This is a genomic window from Bradyrhizobium sp. USDA 4452 (genome assembly GCF_054063575.1).
In genome coordinates this window covers 7,590,607-7,608,370 of the sequence record NZ_JBSSGK010000001.1, presented here as the reverse complement: position 1 = coordinate 7,608,370, position 17,764 = coordinate 7,590,607, and the positions used below count along the sequence as shown (strand labels likewise).

16 protein-coding genes and 1 pseudogene are annotated in these 17,764 nt (G+C 62.0%); 13 read left to right on the top strand and 4 right to left on the bottom strand.

All coding sequences use genetic code 11. The annotated features are described in order from the left end of the window. The first annotated feature begins 32 nt into the window (after positions 1-32). Positions 33-944, top strand: a complete 912-nt coding sequence (locus tag ACVISU_RS35800; protein ID WP_456710975.1) for a catalase — start codon at positions 33-35, stop codon at positions 942-944. Between the two features lie 7 nt (positions 945-951). On the opposite strand, the gene ACVISU_RS35795 is transcribed toward ACVISU_RS35800, so the two are convergent. After that, complete coding sequence (locus tag ACVISU_RS35795) at positions 952-1,881, bottom strand: helix-turn-helix domain-containing protein (RefSeq protein ID WP_456710090.1); 930 nt, start codon at positions 1,879-1,881, stop codon at positions 952-954. A 448-nt stretch (positions 1,882-2,329) separates the two neighbouring features. Between ACVISU_RS35795 and ACVISU_RS35790 the strand changes: the two genes are divergently transcribed. The 9 genes and pseudogenes from ACVISU_RS35790 to ACVISU_RS35750 form a co-directional block, all read left to right on the top strand. Continuing rightward, positions 2,330-3,280: a helix-turn-helix transcriptional regulator gene (locus ACVISU_RS35790; RefSeq protein ID WP_456710089.1), complete on the top strand. Its 951-nt coding sequence runs from the start codon at positions 2,330-2,332 to the stop codon at positions 3,278-3,280. Positions 3,281-3,321: 41 nt separating this feature from the next. Beyond that, positions 3,322-4,272 (top strand): helix-turn-helix domain-containing protein, encoded by a 951-nt coding sequence (locus tag ACVISU_RS35785; protein ID WP_456710088.1) that lies wholly within the window; start codon positions 3,322-3,324, stop codon positions 4,270-4,272. 527 nt (positions 4,273-4,799) lie between these two features. Continuing rightward, positions 4,800-6,005: an NAD(P)/FAD-dependent oxidoreductase gene (locus ACVISU_RS35780; protein ID WP_456710087.1), complete on the top strand. Its 1,206-nt coding sequence runs from the start codon at positions 4,800-4,802 to the stop codon at positions 6,003-6,005. A 70-nt stretch (positions 6,006-6,075) separates the two neighbouring features. Continuing rightward, on the top strand, positions 6,076-6,870 hold the full coding sequence (locus ACVISU_RS35775) for an acetoacetate decarboxylase (protein ID WP_456710086.1): 795 nt from the start codon (positions 6,076-6,078) through the stop codon (positions 6,868-6,870). A 32-nt stretch (positions 6,871-6,902) separates the two neighbouring features. Beyond that, positions 6,903-8,078 (top strand): patatin-like phospholipase family protein, encoded by a 1,176-nt coding sequence (locus ACVISU_RS35770; RefSeq protein WP_456710085.1) that lies wholly within the window; start codon positions 6,903-6,905, stop codon positions 8,076-8,078. A 33-nt stretch (positions 8,079-8,111) separates the two neighbouring features. Further along, positions 8,112-9,260: an HlyD family secretion protein gene (locus tag ACVISU_RS35765; protein WP_456710084.1), complete on the top strand. Its 1,149-nt coding sequence runs from the start codon at positions 8,112-8,114 to the stop codon at positions 9,258-9,260. Positions 9,261-9,293: 33 nt separating this feature from the next. Then, on the top strand, positions 9,294-10,901 hold the full coding sequence (locus tag ACVISU_RS35760) for an MDR family MFS transporter (protein ID WP_456710083.1): 1,608 nt from the start codon (positions 9,294-9,296) through the stop codon (positions 10,899-10,901). A gap of 47 nt (positions 10,902-10,948) precedes the next feature. Then, entirely contained in the window at positions 10,949-11,731 is a 783-nt protein-coding gene (locus ACVISU_RS35755; RefSeq protein ID WP_456710082.1) for a 3-hydroxybutyrate dehydrogenase, read from the top strand. 54 nt (positions 11,732-11,785) lie between these two features. Then, positions 11,786-12,004 (top strand): annotated as a pseudogene (locus ACVISU_RS35750) (SDR family NAD(P)-dependent oxidoreductase); the annotation flags it as partial. A gap of 121 nt (positions 12,005-12,125) precedes the next feature. Here the strand turns inward: ACVISU_RS35750 and ACVISU_RS35745 are convergent. From ACVISU_RS35745 to nagA, 3 genes are all read right to left on the bottom strand, one after another. Continuing rightward, on the bottom strand, positions 12,126-12,329 hold the full coding sequence (locus tag ACVISU_RS35745; RefSeq protein ID WP_456710081.1) for a hypothetical protein: 204 nt from the start codon (positions 12,327-12,329) through the stop codon (positions 12,126-12,128). 982 nt (positions 12,330-13,311) lie between these two features. Then, complete coding sequence (locus ACVISU_RS35740) at positions 13,312-13,491, bottom strand: hypothetical protein (RefSeq protein WP_229193884.1); 180 nt, start codon at positions 13,489-13,491, stop codon at positions 13,312-13,314. 248 nt (positions 13,492-13,739) lie between these two features. Continuing rightward, on the bottom strand, positions 13,740-14,894 hold the full coding sequence (nagA, locus tag ACVISU_RS35735; RefSeq protein WP_456710080.1) for an N-acetylglucosamine-6-phosphate deacetylase: 1,155 nt from the start codon (positions 14,892-14,894) through the stop codon (positions 13,740-13,742). 120 nt (positions 14,895-15,014) lie between these two features. On the opposite strand from nagA, the gene ACVISU_RS35730 reads away from it, so the two are divergent. Genes ACVISU_RS35730 through ACVISU_RS35720 form a run of 3 tightly spaced genes read left to right on the top strand, consistent with a single transcriptional unit; the run spans position 15,015 to position 17,658 of the window. Next, entirely contained in the window at positions 15,015-15,938 is a 924-nt protein-coding gene (locus tag ACVISU_RS35730; protein WP_456710079.1) for a BadF/BadG/BcrA/BcrD ATPase family protein, read from the top strand. Continuing rightward, positions 15,910-16,893 carry an N-acetylmuramic acid 6-phosphate etherase gene (locus ACVISU_RS35725; protein ID WP_456710974.1) on the top strand — a complete coding sequence of 328 codons (984 nt, stop codon included), beginning with the start codon at positions 15,910-15,912 and terminating at the stop codon, positions 16,891-16,893. The genes ACVISU_RS35730 and ACVISU_RS35725 overlap by 29 nt, the downstream gene beginning before the upstream one ends. An 18-nt stretch (positions 16,894-16,911) precedes the next feature. Continuing rightward, positions 16,912-17,658: an SIS domain-containing protein gene (locus ACVISU_RS35720; protein ID WP_456710973.1), complete on the top strand. Its 747-nt coding sequence runs from the start codon at positions 16,912-16,914 to the stop codon at positions 17,656-17,658. Positions 17,659-17,764 lie beyond the last annotated feature (106 nt).

Sequence of the window (17,764 nt, the reverse complement as noted above, 5' to 3'; positions counted from 1 at the left end):
GCCACTTTAGCAAGTCGATCGGATATATCGCCATGATCCGGTCCAAAGCCGCGAACCACGCATCCATCGTCAACACCATGAGAGCCATCAACGGGACCTCATCGGCACGCGCGTGCTTTGCCGCGGGACGCTGCGTCCGGGGGACCTACATTCCTTCGGATCAAGCCGACGAGGTCACAAGATCACAGAGCTTCACAAGACCATCACGCGTGCTGGCGCGCTTCTCTGTGGACGGCAAGCTCAGCCAATCGGAGACCGATAATCTCGTCCTGCGCGGCTTCAGCTTCAGGCTCGGTGACGGGGATCATCGCTCGGACATTCTCACGCAGAGCGCTCCGGTTCACTATGCGAGGACGCCTAACCAGATGCTGGCGTTCCTCAACGCGCGTAGGCCGCGACGTGGTGGAAAGCCGGACCCCGCCAAAATCCGGGCATTCTTCGCTGCCAATCCTGAAACGCGGCATCACGCCGACTACATCGCTGCGCATCCGCTGCCACCGAGCTTCGCCGACACCACCTACTGGGCCGTCCATGCTTTCCCCGCGATCAATGCGAACGGCCAAAGACAGTTCATCAAGTTCAAGGTGGCTCCTGTCGGCGGCGACGTTGCGCGGCCCGAGAGCGGTAATACAATGTCGACGGACGCCCTCGATGCCGACCTCCAAAGCCGCATCGCAAGGAGCGATATCCGCTTCAGCCTGTTAGCGCTGCTCGGTCGTCCCGCGGACCCTACTCTCGATCTCACGATCCGGTGGCCCGATGAGGACGGTCGGGAAACCGTGCGGCTCGGAACCATCGTGATCACTGCGCTTGAAGCGGACGAGACGTGCGACGCGACGGTCTTTGACCCGGCAAACCTCGTTGATGGCATCGGCTATCCGCCGGACGAGATCTTTGCAGCGCGCCGCGCGGCCTACGCAATCCACCTGTCTCGGCCTCGCTGATCGCCGATCAGTTGTCGCCGTCTCGCGCCCCAAGTGCCTCCCGGCGCCATGCCGCCGGGCTGACACCGACGTGAGCCGAAAACACCTTCGTGAAGTGGCTTTGGTTGGCGAAGCCCGCCGATATCGCAATCTCGGACAGCGTCAGATCGCGCACGCTCATCAATTGCTTGGCCGCTTTCAAGCGCTGGCGCAACAGCCATTGGTGCGGCGGTAGGCCTGTCGAGATACGGAACGCGCGTGAAAAATGACTAACCGAGAGACCAAGTTCAGCCGCGACGCGCTGCAAAGACAATGTCCCAGCGAGATCGGAATCGAGCCTTTCGCATGCGCGTCTCACCTGCCACGACGCAAGACCGCCACGCGCCAGTTCGCTGATGCGCTGCAGTCCGCCATAGGTCTGGGCGACATGGGCGGTCAACGCGAGCATCGTGTGATCGATGAAGAGCTGATTGGTCTCGTCCCGCCGGCGCAGCGCTTCCAGCAGCGACGCACCGACATGACGCATGATCGCATCATCATGACCGACGCCAAGCGGACAGGTCAGCTCACCAATGCGGGGCGCGCCGAGCTGTTCAGCGATGCTGTCCAACGCCGAGCGCGGAACATAGAAATGAAGTGAGTGGAATGGCTTATTGATGACGTAGCGTGGATCGCGTTTGAGATCGTAAAGGTATGTTGCTCCCGCCCGAACATCCGCTTTGACGACGCACTTGCCACGATCCCAGAGCTCGCAGTCGGGATAATCCTGAAGCTTCAGACTGACATTGTAGGCATCTTCGCGATACGAGCCACTCAGACCCGGCTCGGGGTGATCATTCCGCACTTCGGTAACAGCGACTTCGGCACTGCGCAGTGAACGCGTAATCAATGAAGAGGGCACATCCCTCAGGCGCAAAAACTGCGCAAGCCTCTGACCATAGAAGCCGGTCTGTGCCATTTCGATCGCCGATCCAAAAGGTTTTGACCGGACAGCCCGTTACGCCCCACCGCCCGAAAGTCAGGTCTCATTATCCGGTATCGGGGTGGGCAGGTCCAGCTTGACGAGCGTTTAAACCTGCGATTGGACAAACGACAGCCTCGATCCTCAGAAGTATTTTTCCGTAGCGATTTCAATGGCATTGCGAACTTCTCCGTCCAGTCGATCCGACAGAACGCCTGGCTCGTCCGATCACAATGTCTCGCGCCCGGCCCTTTGAGCAGAATCGGGAAAAGCGGCGTCGCTTTGGGAAAGACCCAGTAGTTCTCCGGGCTTAGAACGCCCGCCTGCAGCTCGCGACGCTCGCCGTTACTCAAAGGGCAGACAGCAAGCAACCGCCCCCAGGCCAGCCGTTAAATCGAGCTCCGATGCTGCGACCGCATGGCGCCTTGAAGCGAGGAACACCAGCATGAGCCAGCCGATCGAGAATGCTGCTCTAGATGATTTGACCGCGATATCCGAGCCGAGCCAGGGCCAATTGTCGACCGCCGGCCGGCGCGCCGCTGGTGCAGAGATGGCGCGCGTGCTCCACACTACGCCCTTCCGCATGGCCTTGGACGCTTCGGGCGCCGGCATCGCTCACTGGAAGCATGACCCATTGCATGACGTCGTCGAGCCCATGAGTCACCACGTCATCATGGCTTATAATGGCATGACGCAGCACATGGAGCGTCGGTCAGGAAGATCGGTTGCGAGGGGTACGTTTCGTCGCGGGGTTGTGATCATCATTCCAGAGGGATCAAGCTCCCGTTGGGACATTCCGAAGCCTGTCGACGTCGTTCAGCTCTACCTTCCGCATGCGGCGCTGAAGCGCGTTGCAGACGAAGCGGCAGCGGGCACGGTGTCCGATCTGCTGGAGCGAACGGCGCATCCGGATTCAATTACGTCCCGATTGCTCTTGAGCACGGTAAGTGCGCTCGAGAGCAACGGCGCCCTCGATAATCTGTTCAGGCATCAGCTCATAGATCTGTTGGCCATGCGCCTTCTAGCTGCGCACACCGGCTCGCAGACAACGTTCCAACCGATCGTCGGCGGACTTTCGCCGAAGGTCCTGGCCCGCGCCATCGAACGCTTGCGCTCGGACAGCGAGGCCGACGTCTCGCTTGACGCCCTCGCCTCCGATGCCGGTGTGTCCCGCTCCCACTTCTGCCGCGCCTTCAAGGAGAGCACCGGCCTTTCACCTCACGGCTGGTTGCGCCAGCACAGGCTCCAACAGGCCATGAATATGCTTCGCGACACCGACACATCTATCGCCATGGTGGCAGCAGAGCTTGGCTATACTTCGCAAACGGCATTCGCCGCAGCCTTCAGGCGACTGAGTGGAGAGACCCCAAGCGATTGGAGGCGCCGCGTGCGTTAACTCTCGACGTCGAAGTGTCTGCCGAACGCGAGGGCCGCTTTATGGACAAGCCGATCCCACACGATCCTTTGGAGGCTTTGCTCGCCGCACCAAGCGCGCGCCCCAGCACCTCGGAGGCCGCCGAGCGACGACCGGCCGATGCGGAGATGGCCCGCATCCTCAAGACAGTCCCGCTCCAGATTGCTTCGGACCCCTCCAATGGAGGTATCGCGCATTGGAAGCACGGTGCTCTGCACGACGTCGTCCAGCCCATGACCGACCACGTCGTCATGGCTTATCCAACAGGGGTCCAGCGCCTGGAGCGGCGCACGGGAAAGTCCGTGGCGATTGGAACGGCGCGTTCCGGAGTCGTGACGATCATTCCCGCGGGCTCAAGCGCCAGATGGGATATTCCCGGACCAGTCGATGTCGTCCAACTTTATCTTCCGCCCACCACGCTTGAACGTATTGCTCGCGAAGCCGACGCGCCGGCTCCCGGAGATCTCTTGGAACGCACCGGGCATCCTGATCCGGTCACATCGGGTTTGCTGATGAGTGCGGCCGATGCGCTGGAGGGCAATGCCGTGCTGGACGCCCTGTTCAGACAGCGGCTGACTGACCTCCTGGCGACGCGCATCCTGGCGGAGCATTCCGGCGCACCCGCCACGTTCGAGCCGATTACGGGCGGGCTGGCTCCCCATGCGCTGCGCCGCGCGATTGAGCGATTGCGTTCGGACAGCGATTCAGACGTCTCTCTGGCGGCGCTCGCTTCTGACGCCGGCCTGTCGCGCTTTCACTTTTGCCGCGCCTTCAAGGAAAGTACGGGTCTTTCGCCTCATGCCTGGTTGCGTCAGCAGCGGCTCGAGCGCGCCATGAACATACTTAAGGAAACCGATGCGGCAATCGAATCGGTGGCTAAGGAGCTTGGCTACGCGTCGCAAACCGCTTTCGCCGCCGCATTCAAGAATTTGACAGGCGAAACTCCAAGCGATTGGCGCAGGCGCGTGCGCTAACAGCAATCTCTCTGCAATCACATCAATCGCTCTGGCGCAGCAGCAGCTCCACTCCTGTAAATCTACGACATCGAACACCGACAATGGATGGAGACGAACAATGGCCTGGAAGCACAGTGTCGTCCTCCTCGGGATGGCCCGACCACGGAGGGCTATCGCAACAGCGCTGGTCTACGGGTTGTCACTCAGCGTCCGCTTCACGTCGGCAACGGGTGAGGAAGTCGAAATTCCGCCGACTGCTGCGACGTCCATCGTGACCAAGGGTGGAGTTCTCGAGTTGCACGATGGCCCGTTGTTACGCACAAGCGAGCCCATCGCTTTTCGGCTCGGCTGGCCAATGGCGTCGCGAGGCTGTCGCGCAGCATGCCAAACGCCGCTAACGCCCGACTGCAGCGCTCCATGAGCGATTAGCGTTCTTCAATTCACATCTTTCGCGTGTCGCGATCGCGGCAAGTCCTCTCCTTATCGGGGAGCGGCGGTGATGACGCGCGTGTGTCCCGAGACGTCAAACCAGAGGAGTAGATCAGATGCGACTTGTTATCATCGGCGCCGGCTTCGCCGGCATGTATGCCGCACTTTCCGCCGCCCGCCTACGCGACATCAGGGGCGCCACGCCCAACGAGCTCGAGATCGCGCTGGTTGCGCCCGAGCCGACACTGGTGGTCCGTCCGCGGCTTTATGAGCCGAAACCCGAAACCTTGACTGCGCCTCTGGCGGAGGTCCTCAAATCCATCGACGTTGTTTTTGTGCAGGGCAGCGCCGAGACGATCGACACCAATTCTCGCGCGGTAACTATCGTTACAAGGGAGGGCACGAAGAAGCAGCTCTCCTACGATCGACTGGTCGTCGCGACCGGCAGCCGGCTTTTCCGTCCGAACATTCCCGGCCTTTCCGAGCACGGCTTCAGTGTCGATCAGCTCCAAGACGCGGTTGCTCTCGACAGGCACCTCCATAGCCTTGCCAGCCGGCCAGCCACCAACGGGCGCGACACTGTCGTCGTCGCCGGCGGCGGCTTCACCGGCATCGAGGCGGCGACCGAGATGCCGGCGCGGCTTCGCGCGATCCTCGGCAAGGATGCAAAGCCACGCGTGGTGATAGTCGATCGCAGCAAGGCGATCGCTCCCGACATGGGCTCCGATTCCCGCCCCGTCATCGAGAACGCCCTGAAGAAGCTCGGCATCGAGACCCGGATCGGCGCGGGCGTCGAATCGCTCGACGGATCCGGCGTGTTGCTCTCCACCGGCGAACGCATCGAGACAGAGACGGTGATATGGGCCGCGGGCATGCGCGCAGCGCCGTTGACCGCACAGATCCCCGCCGAGCGCGACAGGCTTGGCCGGTTGCTGGTGGACCGCGACTTGCGCGTGCCGGGCGTTGCGGGGGTATTTGCGACCGGCGATGCCGCGCGCGCCGCATGCGATGATACCGGCAACTACGCGCTGATGTCCTGCCAGCACGCGCTGCGCATGGGTGCTTTTGCCGGCAACAACGCCGCCGCCGAGCTCCTGGGCGTGCCGACCAAACCCTATCATCAGGTCGCATACGCCACCTGCCTCGACCTCGGAGAAGCGGGCGCGATCTTCACGCTCGGCTGGGACCGGAAGCTGAAACTGGTCGGAGACGAGGCCAAGAAGACCAAGCAGCAGATCAACACGGTGTGGATCTACCCGCCGCGCGCCGAGCGCGCCGCGGCGCTGGCGTCAGCCGATCCGGAGCACGTCAGCGAGCTGTAGGAAGCCGTCGGGCCGCGCTTCTCTCGAGGGGCGTGGCCCGATCTCAAGTGCTGAACCAGGATTTCATGCGATGAAACACGACAGCGTCCGCACAGTGGCATTCGCGATGCCGCTCACCAACCCGGCCTTTCCTCCGGGTCCCTACCGCTTCGTCAATCGCGAATACTTCATCATCCAGTACCGCACCGATCCCGAAGCGCTCCGCCGGATCGTGCCGGAGCCGCTCGAGCTGGCCGAACCCGTGGTGAATTACGAATTCATCCGCATGCCTGATTCAACCGGCTTCGGCGACTACACCGAAAGCGGACAGGTCATCCCGGTGTCGTACGGGGGCCAGGCCGGCAGCTTTACCCATCAGATGTTCCTCAACGACCATCCGCCGATCGCGGGAGGTCGCGAGCTGTGGGGCTTTCCTAAGAAGCTCGCCCAACCGAAGCTCACGGTCGAGATCGACACGCTCGTCGGCACCCTGAACTATGGCTCGGTGCGGATCGCGACCGGCACCATGGGCTACAAGCACCGCGCCCTCGATACCGAGATCGAAGCAAAGAAGCTTACAGCGCCCAAATTCCTGCTCAAAATCATTCCGCATGTCGACGGCACGCCGCGCATCTGCGAGCTGGTGCGCTATCACCTCGAAGACATCACAGTGAAGGGTGCTTGGACCGGGCCAGCCGCACTGGACTTGTATTCGCACGCACTGGCTCCCGTCGCCGAGCTGCCGGTCCTTCAAGTGCTGTCGGCCAAGCACCTTGTCGCGGACCTGACGCTCGGGCTGGGTACCGTGGTCCACGACTACCTCTCGCCAGGTCGGGCCGCACGACAGCTCGACTCCGAAATCTTGATCGAAGCAAACGCGCGCTGACCTGAGCAGCCGCGATATCGGGAGTTTGCAACATGTTGAATGTGATGCGCGAGCAGACAAGCGCTGCGGCAGAGCAATCCAGGCCCTTGCCCTATGACGTCGTCGCCTTGGTCTTGCAAGGGGGCGGAGCCCTGGGAGCCTATCAGGCCGGAGTCTATGAGGGCCTGCACGAGGCCGGCATTCGGCCGAACTGGATCGCCGGCATTTCGATCGGGGCACTCAATGCGGCCATTATCGCAGGCTCGCCAGAAGCTGAGCGGGTGGAGCGGCTGCGTGAGTTCTGGGAGACCATCTGCGCGTGTCCGGCGGGATGGCCCGCTGGCGAAGGGCTCGGCGATGCCTTGCCGTTCGCATTCGATATGCGCTCGCTCAACAATGCGTTTGCCGCGATGCGGGCCTTGTTCCAGGGGCAGCCGGGCTTCTTCAAGCTCCGCTTTCCCTCACCATTCTGGTCGCCCTTCTCGGGCGAAGCAGCGACGAGCTACTACGACACAGCACCGCTGAGCCGGACACTGGAAAGGCTCGTCGATTTTGAGCGCTTGAACTCGGGCGACGTGCGCGTCAGCGTCGGCGCGGTCAATGTGCGCACGGGCAATCTGACCTATTTTGACACCGCCGAACGCCGGCTGGGACCGACGCATTTCATGGCTTCCGGTGCCTTGCCGCCGGCATTTCCGGCAGTGGACATCGAAGGTGAACACTACTGGGATGGCGGAGTCGCCTGGAATACACCGCTGTCCCGCGTGCTATCCGGCGAGCCGGGCGAGACGCTGACGTTTCAAGTCGACCTGTGGTCCGCGCAGGGACGTGTCCCGCACGACATGATGGAGGTGTCGAGCCGCCAGAAGGACATTCAGTATTCGAGCCGAACTCGCGCCATAACAAATCAGGCGCTGCGGATGCAGGAGATGCGTAGGGCGTTGCAGCGAACGATAGAGAAACTGCCGGAAAGCGCAAAGCGGGATCCGGAAATGCAGGCCATAGCAGATCTGGCCCGCCACAGCTCCCACAACATCATTCATCTGATCTACCAGTCCAAGATCTATGAGGGCCACTCGAAGGACTATGAGTTCGGGCTGAGCGCGATGCGCGCACATTGGCAAAGCGGGCTCGAAGACATCCGCCGCACGCTGGCCGAACCGCGGCGACTCGATCCGCCCGATCCCGACCTCGGCATCGTTACCCATGACGTCCATCGCCACGACTGAGATCTAGCGCCTCAAGAGCTTTCGGAGACAGCCATGTCGACAACTTCTTACGCTCCTGAAGACAAGGTAGGAGTCCGCCTTGTTCCATCGCGCCAGGCGATCCAGCGCGCAGCGCTCGCGTTCGCCGCAGCGCTCGGCGTCGCCGGCGCTACAGCCTACGGCCATTACTACCTCACGGCCGGTCGTTACCTCGAAACGACGGACGATGCTTACGTCAAAGCCGATTCGACGATCATCGCACCGAAGATTTCCGGCTACATCGCCGAAGTCCTGGTGACCGACAACGAACCGGTGAAATCCGGTCAGTTGCTGGCTCGCATTGACGACCGCGACCTCAAGACCGCGCTGAACCAGGCCAAGGCCGACGTAGCAGCTTCCGAAGCTACAGTGAGGAATATCGATGCGCAGATCGAATTGCAGGAGCCGCTGATTCAACAGCAAGCGGCCGAGGTCGACGCGACCGAAGCCGGCCTGAAATTCGCGCAGCAGGAGCGTGCCCGCTACGACGAGCTCATGAAGTCTGGCTCTGGGACAATACAGCGCGCCCAGCAGACGGACGCGGCGTTGCGCTCGCAGACCGCCCAACTGCAGCAAGGCAAGGCGGGATTGCTCGCCGCCAACAAGAAGGTCGAGGCGCTCGCCACCCAGCGCGCGCAGGCTGTCGCACAACTCGATCGGGCACGCGCGGTCCAGCACCAGGCTTCTCTGAACCTGTCCTATACGCAAATAACCGCTCCCGTCGATGGCACGGTCGGCGCGCGCACGCTCCGTGTCGGCCAGTATGTGCAGGCCGGCACACAGCTCATGGCAGTGGTCCCGCTGGATGCAGTCTATGTCGTCGCAAACTTCAAAGAAACCCAACTCACCCACGTTCGCAATGGCCAGCCGGTCGAGCTGCGCATCGACGGCTTCCACGCAACCAGGCTGAGGGGGCATGTTGATAGCCTCTCGCCGGCGAGCGGCCTGGAGTTCGCCCTGCTGCCTCCGGACAACGCCACCGGCAACTTCACGAAGATCGTGCAGCGGGTTCCGGTGAAGATCGTGCTCGATGACCAGAGCCTGAACGGCAGCCTGCGCCCCGGCATGTCGGCGGAGCCGACCATCGATACCAAGTCGGCCGTTGTCGCGGAGCGCGATGCGGAGAAGCGGCTCGCCTCGCGTGGCGGCAAGCCCCGCGGCTGAAAAACCAACCTCTTGCGCACCTGAGCAGACACCATGACGACCCTGCAAACCGCGATCGATGCCGTGCCCAGTGACCACCGGTCGCCAGCTGGCGCTCCCGCCGTATCCGCAAAAACCTGGCTCGCGGTGACCGGAGCGACGCTAGGTGCCTTCATGGCGGTCCTCAACATCCAGATCGTCAATGCCTCGCTTGCCAACATTCAGGGTGGGATCGGAGCAGGCATCGACGACGGCGGATGGATCTCGACCTCCTATCTGATCGCTGAGATCGTCGTCATCCCGTTGAGCGGCTGGCTCGCCCAGGTGTTCTCGGTCCGCATCTATCTGCTTACCAATGCCTTCCTGTTCCTGGTGTTTTCGGCGGCCTGCGCGCTCGCCCAGAACCTACCGCAGATGATCGTGCTGCGCGCTGTACAGGGCTTCACCGGTGGCGTGCTGATTCCCATGGCGTTCACACTGATCATCACGCTGCTGCCGAAACCCAAGCAGCCGATCGGGCTGGCGATGTTCGCGATTTCGGCGACATTCGCGCCCGCGATCGGTCCGACCATCGGGGGCTATCTCACTGAGAACTTCGGCTGGGAGTACGTCTTCTACGTCAACGTCATGCCCGGTGCGGTCATGATCACCATGCTCTACGCATCGCTGGAGGCGACGCCCATGCGGCTGCACCTCTTGCGCGAAGGCGATTGGGCCGGAATCGCCACGATGGCGATTGGGCTCGCCGCGCTTCAGACAGTGCTCGAGGAAGGCAACAAGGACGACTGGTTCGGCTCGCCCTTCATCGTTCGACTGGCCATCGTTGCCGGGGTCGCCTTGACGCTGTTCCTTGCCATAGAGCTCGCCGCAAAGAAGCCGCTGCTCAACCTGCGAATCCTGTTCCGTCGCAATTTCGGCTTCGGCGTGCTCGCGAACTTCTTGCTCGGCGTATCGCTGTATGGCTCCGTCTATGTCCTGCCGGTCTACCTGTCGCGCATCCAGGGCTACAACTCCGAGCAGATTGGCATGGTGCTGGCCTGGACCGGCCTGCCGCAGCTCGTGCTGATCCCGCTGGTACCCCGCCTGATGCAACGGCTCGATCCACGCCTCGTCATCGGCGCCGGCTTTGTACTCTTTGGAGGGTCCAATTTCCTGAACATCTACATGACCAATGACTACGCGGCCGATCAGCTCTTCTGGCCGAACGTCATCCGAGCCCTTGGTCAAGCCCTGGTCTTTGCGCCGCTCTCGGCGGTCGCCACAGCCGGAATCGAGGCTGAGAACGCCGGATCTGCATCCGCCTTGTTCAACATGATGCGCAACCTTGGTGGCGCGATCGGCATCGCCGCGCTTCAAACGCTGCTGACCAAGCGCGAGCAATATCATTCCAACGTCCTCACGCAGCAGGTCACGATGTTCGAGCAGGCGACCCGCACCCGCCTCGACCAGCTCACCCAATATTTCATGAGCCACGGCGTGATCGACCGCGTCGATGCAGCTCATCACGCCTATGTCGCGATTGGCAAAATCATCCAGAAGCAGGCCTTCATCCTCGGCTTCAGCGACACTTTCTTTCTGCTCGGCGTCTCGCAGATCGTCGCCTTGGCGGCGGCCCTGATGCTCAAAAAGCCCGATCGCCTCGATGCCGGCGGCGCCCACTGACCCTCAACGCAGATTTCATTTCTCCAGCACCGAAAAGGACCCTCCCCATGTTGAAAAGCAAAGTTGCGATCGTGACCGGATCCACCAGCGGCATCGGGCTCGGCATCGCCGAGGAATTAGCCAGGCTCGGCGCCGACCTGGTGTTGAACGGCTTCGGCGATGCGAGCGAAATCGAGACGATCCGCGGCGACATCGAGCGTGAGCACGGCGTGCGCGTCATCTACGACGGTGCCGACATGTCTAAGGAACAAGCCGTGCGCGGATTGATCGCCAGAACGATCGAGACATTCGGGCGTCTCGATATCCTGGTGAACAATGCCGGCATCCAGTTCACCGCGCCCGTTGAGGAATTTCCTGCGGCCAAGTGGAATGCCATTCTCGACATCAATCTGTCGGCCGCGTTTCACGGGATTGCCGCGGCGGTGCCCCAGATGAAAAAACAGCGTTGGGGACGGATCGTCAACATCGCTTCGACACACGGCCTGGTCGCGTCGACCCACAAGGCCGCCTACGTCGCAGCCAAGCATGGACTGGTAGGCCTAACAAAGGTGGTCGGCCTAGAGACCGCGGGCAGCGGCGTCACCTGCAATACGGTTTGTCCAGGCTGGGTGCGGACGCCTCTAGTGGAAAAGCAAATCAGCGATATCGCTACCCAAAAACACATAAGCCAGAAGGAGGCGGCCGAGGACATCTTGGCTGAGAAACAGCCGTCTCTTGAGTTTGTCTCTCCCTCACAGCTTGGCGGCACAGTGGCCTTCCTCTGCTCGCCAGCGGCAGACCAGATCACGGGCACGGCAATCTCGGTCGATGGCGGCTGGACCGCTCAGTAACGGAACAAACGTGCGGGCGCCCTGCGCCGGTTCGATCTAACATGGAGGCCCATCATGGGTGCTAGTCAGAAAGTCGCAATCATCACAGGCGCGTCGCAGGGTATCGGTGAAGCCCTCGTCAGGGCTTATCGCGATCGCGATTTTCGCGTTGTCGCAAATTCCCGCTCGATAAGGTCCTCGTCCGATCCCGAAATCCTAGCCGTAGCCGGGGACATCACCGATTCAGCCACCGCGGAACGCATCGTATCGCAGGCGATCGAGCGCTTCGCCAGGCCTGTTGATCCCGATCCGTCTCCCGCGCGGGCTTCCCTTGGCGGGATTTCGATCGACTTGCGCTTCAGCTTCTAAAGGCAGGCCCGCGCGCCGCGGATTGCGATCAGACGGAGGCGCGCCTTTAGGTGGGGCAACCAGCATATTTTCCGGCGCTCCCCATTAGACCACAGGCGGGCGCAGTGATGGCGCCCGACTTCAGCCCGTCGTAGACAGCATTGCCGATAACACCGGCGAGAACGCCCAATCCAAACGCGACCAGGGCTGGGTTGCCACCTGAGACCTGCTCCAGGTTATCGAGGGACAATTCGTGGTTGATGCTCGGCATGTTGAATCTCCTTTGCTTTAAGTGATGGGGCATCCATCACTAAGGGATCATGCAACAAGCCGAGCCGCTGATCTGTGACTGGGATCACGCGCCGGTAGGTCGTTCGACCTTGAGCTGGAGCGCGTCCCGCCCCGCCATGACAACGCATTTTGGGGCTGGTCCCGGCGGCACAGTTTTCTTGGGAAATTAACCGGGCACAGTTGACCCGGTGTCATTCGAGCGGCAGAGAAAGCACCGAAGACTTATTGCCCTGCTCGCAGCAGTTCGTCCCTTGGGCGGCAGAGTCGGAACCGAGGCAGCCGCGGCCAACTCAGTCTGACTCATGAATCGGGCCAGATTAGCGTTCGATGACCACTCCACGTAACGAACGGCCGCAATGGCAACCGCCAATACGATGAGCATGCCGACAACTGAACCAGCTTTCGGCGCTGATTAATGGCATCGCGAATTCCTCCGACACCGAAGTTGTTAGCCCTTAGAGCAATTCGTCAGTTTCAAATGTGAACGACCTTACATTTCACGCGCACTTGATGAAGAGGCAGAAGTGGCGGCCTGTAGTAGGCTCTGTCCTGCGAATGAGGAGGGTGAAATGCGCTGCACTTCCGCCGCATCGACACTCCGGGCGATCTGGAGATTTGGATCGCAAGCAGCGATGATTATTCGTTCGTCATCAGAAACGAGAGCCGAGGTGGACCTCGCTTGCATGGAGAGCCGTTTTTTTTGCGTCATATCGCCCCGACTTTCTGAATATTGCCTGCGGCTCAAGGGTCCGGATCACCCTTCAACAAGTTCGCTGACGCCGAGCGGGCCTGTCCTTGGTCGCCTCATCATCGAGGGATAACTACCGTGGTCCGCGCAAGGCGGAGCGAAGTCGTGGCGCGAAATGCGCCGCAGGGAGAATGACTCCCAGCGGCGTTTTCCGTGGGCAGCGAGCACCGAGGCCGGATTTGGACACTGAACTCATCGATGCAGGGTCACTGCCTTAGCCGGGTGGAAGGTAGCCGCCCGGCTTTAGCTCCTTCACCATCGCGAGATTCTTGTCGATAGCCGCCAGCAGCTTGTCGAACGCATTTGCGGGAACACTGACCGGGCTGGACGGCTTACCTCCCGAAACTGCTCCCAGCTCGTCGGCTGACAGTTCATGAATGCTCGTCATCTTCATCTGCTTTCCTCCTGTTGCCGGCGGCTGCATTGCCACCTGGTGCAGGATGGATACGAACTCCAAGCGACGGTTGCTGTGACGTGCGTCACACGCGTGAAGATCAACGCCGACAACTGGCGCTCATTGTGGGCAGCACGTCTACCGAACCAATGATCGAGCCTCGCTTGCCACAAGCCGTGCAGGTAAACCGCGACTCGAGATCGGACGGACGCATCTCGTCAAGCTCCGCATCTAACCTCGTGAGATGGTCACGCTCGCTCCGCTATCGAGCCGACATCGCCTATCCATGTGTCGATGACCTCAAAGTTCGGATTAAAGGCGACAAGATCAGCGCGGTATCCGCGCGCGATCCGTCCAAGCTCGGACTCAAGACCCAGAAATGTCGCGGGCGTCCGGGAAGCCATGATAAGGGCGTCGATAAGGGAGATACCGACGAGCACAACGGCGTTGCGCACCGCCTCGATCATGGTGAGGTGAGCGCCAGCGAGCGTGCCATCCGGGCCGGTCAGGCGATTTTCGTGCAATGTAATCGGCCTTCCCTGCAGCAAGAATTTCCGATCGTCCGTACCCACCAATGGCATGGCATCAGTGACCAGCATCAATCGATCGCGTCCCTTGCAGCGGAAGGCAACACGCAAACCAGCGCGATCAACGTGAATGCCGTCGCAGATGATTCCTGCAAACAGCCGATCATCTTCAAGCGCAACGCCCACCAAGCCCGGCTCCCGGGCGTTCAACTGCGACATGGCGTTGAACAGATGGGTCACCCCCGAGATACCACGATCGACCGCTGGCCGGATTTCGGCCGCGGCGGCGTCGCTGTGGCCGGCAGAGATACGCAATCCGGCGCCGATCAATGCGTCTATCATGGACGGGGGAACGCATTCCGGGGCCAGCGTCACAATGGAGCGGCCGCGGCCCGCGAAACTCGTGATGGCGGCGAGCTCGCGCTGATCAGGCACGCGTATCTCGGCTTCCGGATGAATGCCCTTGCGAGATCTGTTGAGAGCCGGACCTTCCAGATGAAAGCCGAGTACGCCAGGAATTTCGAGGCACGCCTGAGCTACCAGCGCCAATTGCTCAATGACCTCGCTTCGATCGGTGATGAGGGTTGGCAAGCAGCCCGTGGTCCCCGCCTTGCCGTGCGCCGCCACGATACGTCGAATGCCAGCTTCCGTTGGCTGGTCGTTGAGAAGAACGCCCCCGCCTCCGTTCACCTGAATGTCGATGAATCCAGGTGCAAGAATCGCGTCTGCGGGAAGGTGGATTGAAGCGCGCGCTTTCTCGCCGAAGGTAACGCTTTCAATCCGCCCCTGCGAGATCCTGACCAACCCCGGCCCGCGCATGTCGGCACCATCAAAGATGTGCTGTGCGGCAATCGAGAGAAAGACGGCTTGGCCCATCAGTGCTGATCCAAGAATGACAGTCACGGACTCGTGAAGCGCGCCCGCTGCCGCACGGGACCTTATATGTACACGACCGGCCTCGGAGGACCCGGAGCTAAATACTCGCGTTAACGATCCATGGGAACAAAAGGTACCACGTATCTCGGCAATGATGGCGGTGGAACCCGCTGCCGCGCCCGGATCGAGGACGAAAACGGCAGGCTACTCGGCGAGGCAAGTTCGGGACCTGCCACGACGCGGATTGGCATCGAGAGGGCCTGGCGGTCGATCATGGACGCCACCGAACTGGCGGCCGCACAGTCCGGACTGACGCATGAGGATTTCGCGCGGATGCACACCGGAATTGGGCTTGCCGGGATTGGTCGCCGGGGCGCGGAAGCGGCGCTCAACCAGATCGCCCATCCCTTTGCGTCCGCTGTCTTCATCAGCGACGGCCTCGCGGCCTGTCTCGGCGCCTATAGCGGCGCGGACGGAGCCATCGCGGTGACGGGTACAGGCTCGGTGGGTGTCGGCCTGATCGACGGGCGCGAAATCCGTCTCGCCGGTTACGGCTTTCCCGTGTCGGACGAAGGTGGCGGTGCCGACATCGGCCTGCAGGTTGTTCGACTGGCGCTGCGGGCTGCGGATCGCCGCGGCGAGCTGACCTCATTGCTTTCAGAGGTGCTGGAAGCATTTGATCATGATCCCTATCAGGCCGTGGCCTGGTCTGAAGAAGCCAAAGCCACGGACTACGCTGCGTTCGCGCCGATCGTGGTGCGGCACGCCAACCTGGGCGATCCGGTCGGCCGCCGCAATGTCGAACGTGCGGCCGATGCCATTGGCGATCTACTTGATCTGTTCCTGGCGAGAGGAATTGACCGGGTCGCGCTGGTGGGCGGGCTCGCGGATGCCATTGTGCCATGGCTAACGCCTGATCTACGCGCCCGCCTGCGACGTCCTGACGGCGACGCAGTGGCCGGTGCGTTACTTATGGCGCGAGGGCGGCTGGACCTCCCCAAGAGAGAAACTGACTATGAACAGGCTTCAAAGTTCCGCGTTTGATGGCGCTTGGATCAACAATACGGCCACGGAAGAAGTCGATCTCCGATTTGCCGACCTTGATGCATGGCCGCTGGCGTCAGCGATGGAAGCGATGTGGGAGGGCCAGCTTGCGGCAGTCTCCGCGATCGGCCATGCCCTTCCCGTGATCACGGCGGCGGCTGAAGCGGCCAAGATGGCGTTGGGCGATCGCGGTCGCATTGTATACGTCGGTGCCGGCACCTCAGGCCGGGTGGCGGTCCAAGACGGCGCCGAGCTGACGCCGACCTTCGCCTGGCCCAGCGAGCGCGTCCGCTTCGTCGTCGCCGGCGGTGACAGCGCATTCGTCACCAGCATCGAAGGCGCAGAGGACGACGTCGGTGATGCGGTCGCGCAAGTCAATGCCGCGCGGCTGACGCCGCATGACGTGGTGATCGCCGTTGCTGCCAGCGGCACCACACCATTCACGGTGGCGGCGCTGCAGCAGGCAGGCTCTTTCGGCGCAGAGACGATCGGTATCGCCAATAACCCGGGCACCACCCTGCTGGCATCGGCAAAGTTTCCGATCTTGATCAAGACCGGCCGCGAGCTGATCGCCGGCTCCACGCGGATGAAGGCGGGTACCGCTCAGAAGGTTGTGCTCAACCTGATCTCCTCAGGGATCATGCTGCGTCTTGGCCGGGTGTATCGCGGCATGATGGTGAACATGCCGCCGACAAATGCCAAGCTGAAGCGACGCGCCGAGGCTATGGTGGCGCAAATCGCGCACTGTGATCCGGCGCACGCGGCACACTCGCTTGAGCAGGCCGAGGGAGACATCAAGACGGCAGTCCTTCTGGCGTTGGGTGTCGATAGGGCCGATGCGGAGACCGTTCTGACGAAGTGCGACGGCAATCTTCGGCGTGTGTTTGTCGAGCTTGCCAAGACTCGTGACCGGGACCAAGCGAGCGGCGGAGCGCAGGCGAGGCGGAGCGATTGAGCCGTGAAGACATCCGCGATGGCGAGCGAAATCGGGGAAAGCGCGGATGTTGTCGCCAACCTTGTTCGCAGCCGCCCCACGACGCGCAACATCGCACAGCGGCTTGGGACTGGCTCCATCCCCCTGTGCGTCGTGTGTGGCCGGGGAAGCTCTGGGCATGCCGGGGTTTTCCTAAGATACCTCGTCGAGACGCGACTTCGCCTTCCCGTTTCAGCCAGCGCTCCCTCGGTAATCACGGCATTTCGCACGCCTCTGATGCTGCGTGATGCGCTGTTCATTGTGATCTCACAATCGGGGCGCAGCCCGGATCTTGTCGCAGCGACCAGGTCAGCGCGCGCCTCGGGCGCCCGGACTATCGCCATCGTCAATGCGACGTCGTCACCAGTGGCTGACGAAGCCGAGTTCGTCATCCCGATCGAAGCCGGCCAGGAGCACTCCGTAGCGGCGACGAAGACCGTGATCGGCTCGATGGCCGCCAGCGTGGGACTTGTTGCCGAACTGGCGGAAGATCGTGTGCTGCGGTCGGCCCTCGACAGGCTGCCTGAGCGGCTGCACCGCGCGATGGCGCTCGACTGGTCCGAGATTGCCGATGATCTCGCGAAGGCTTCAGCTGTTTTTGTGGCGGCCCGGGGCTTGGCCCTGGGCTCGGCGAGGGAGACCGCGCTCAAACTTTCGGAAATCCTGCGCCTGCCCTCCATCGGTCTGAGCGCCGCCGAGCTGCAGTGGCGCGCGGCGGCCCGACGATGCTGGCGCGCATCGGCGTGATGCGGGCGCTCAACCGCCATCAAGAGCCGACTGCACACGCGCGAAAGGAAGCACGCAAAGACGTACCGGATCATCAGGTGAGATCGAGGACGTTCTTTATCGCGAT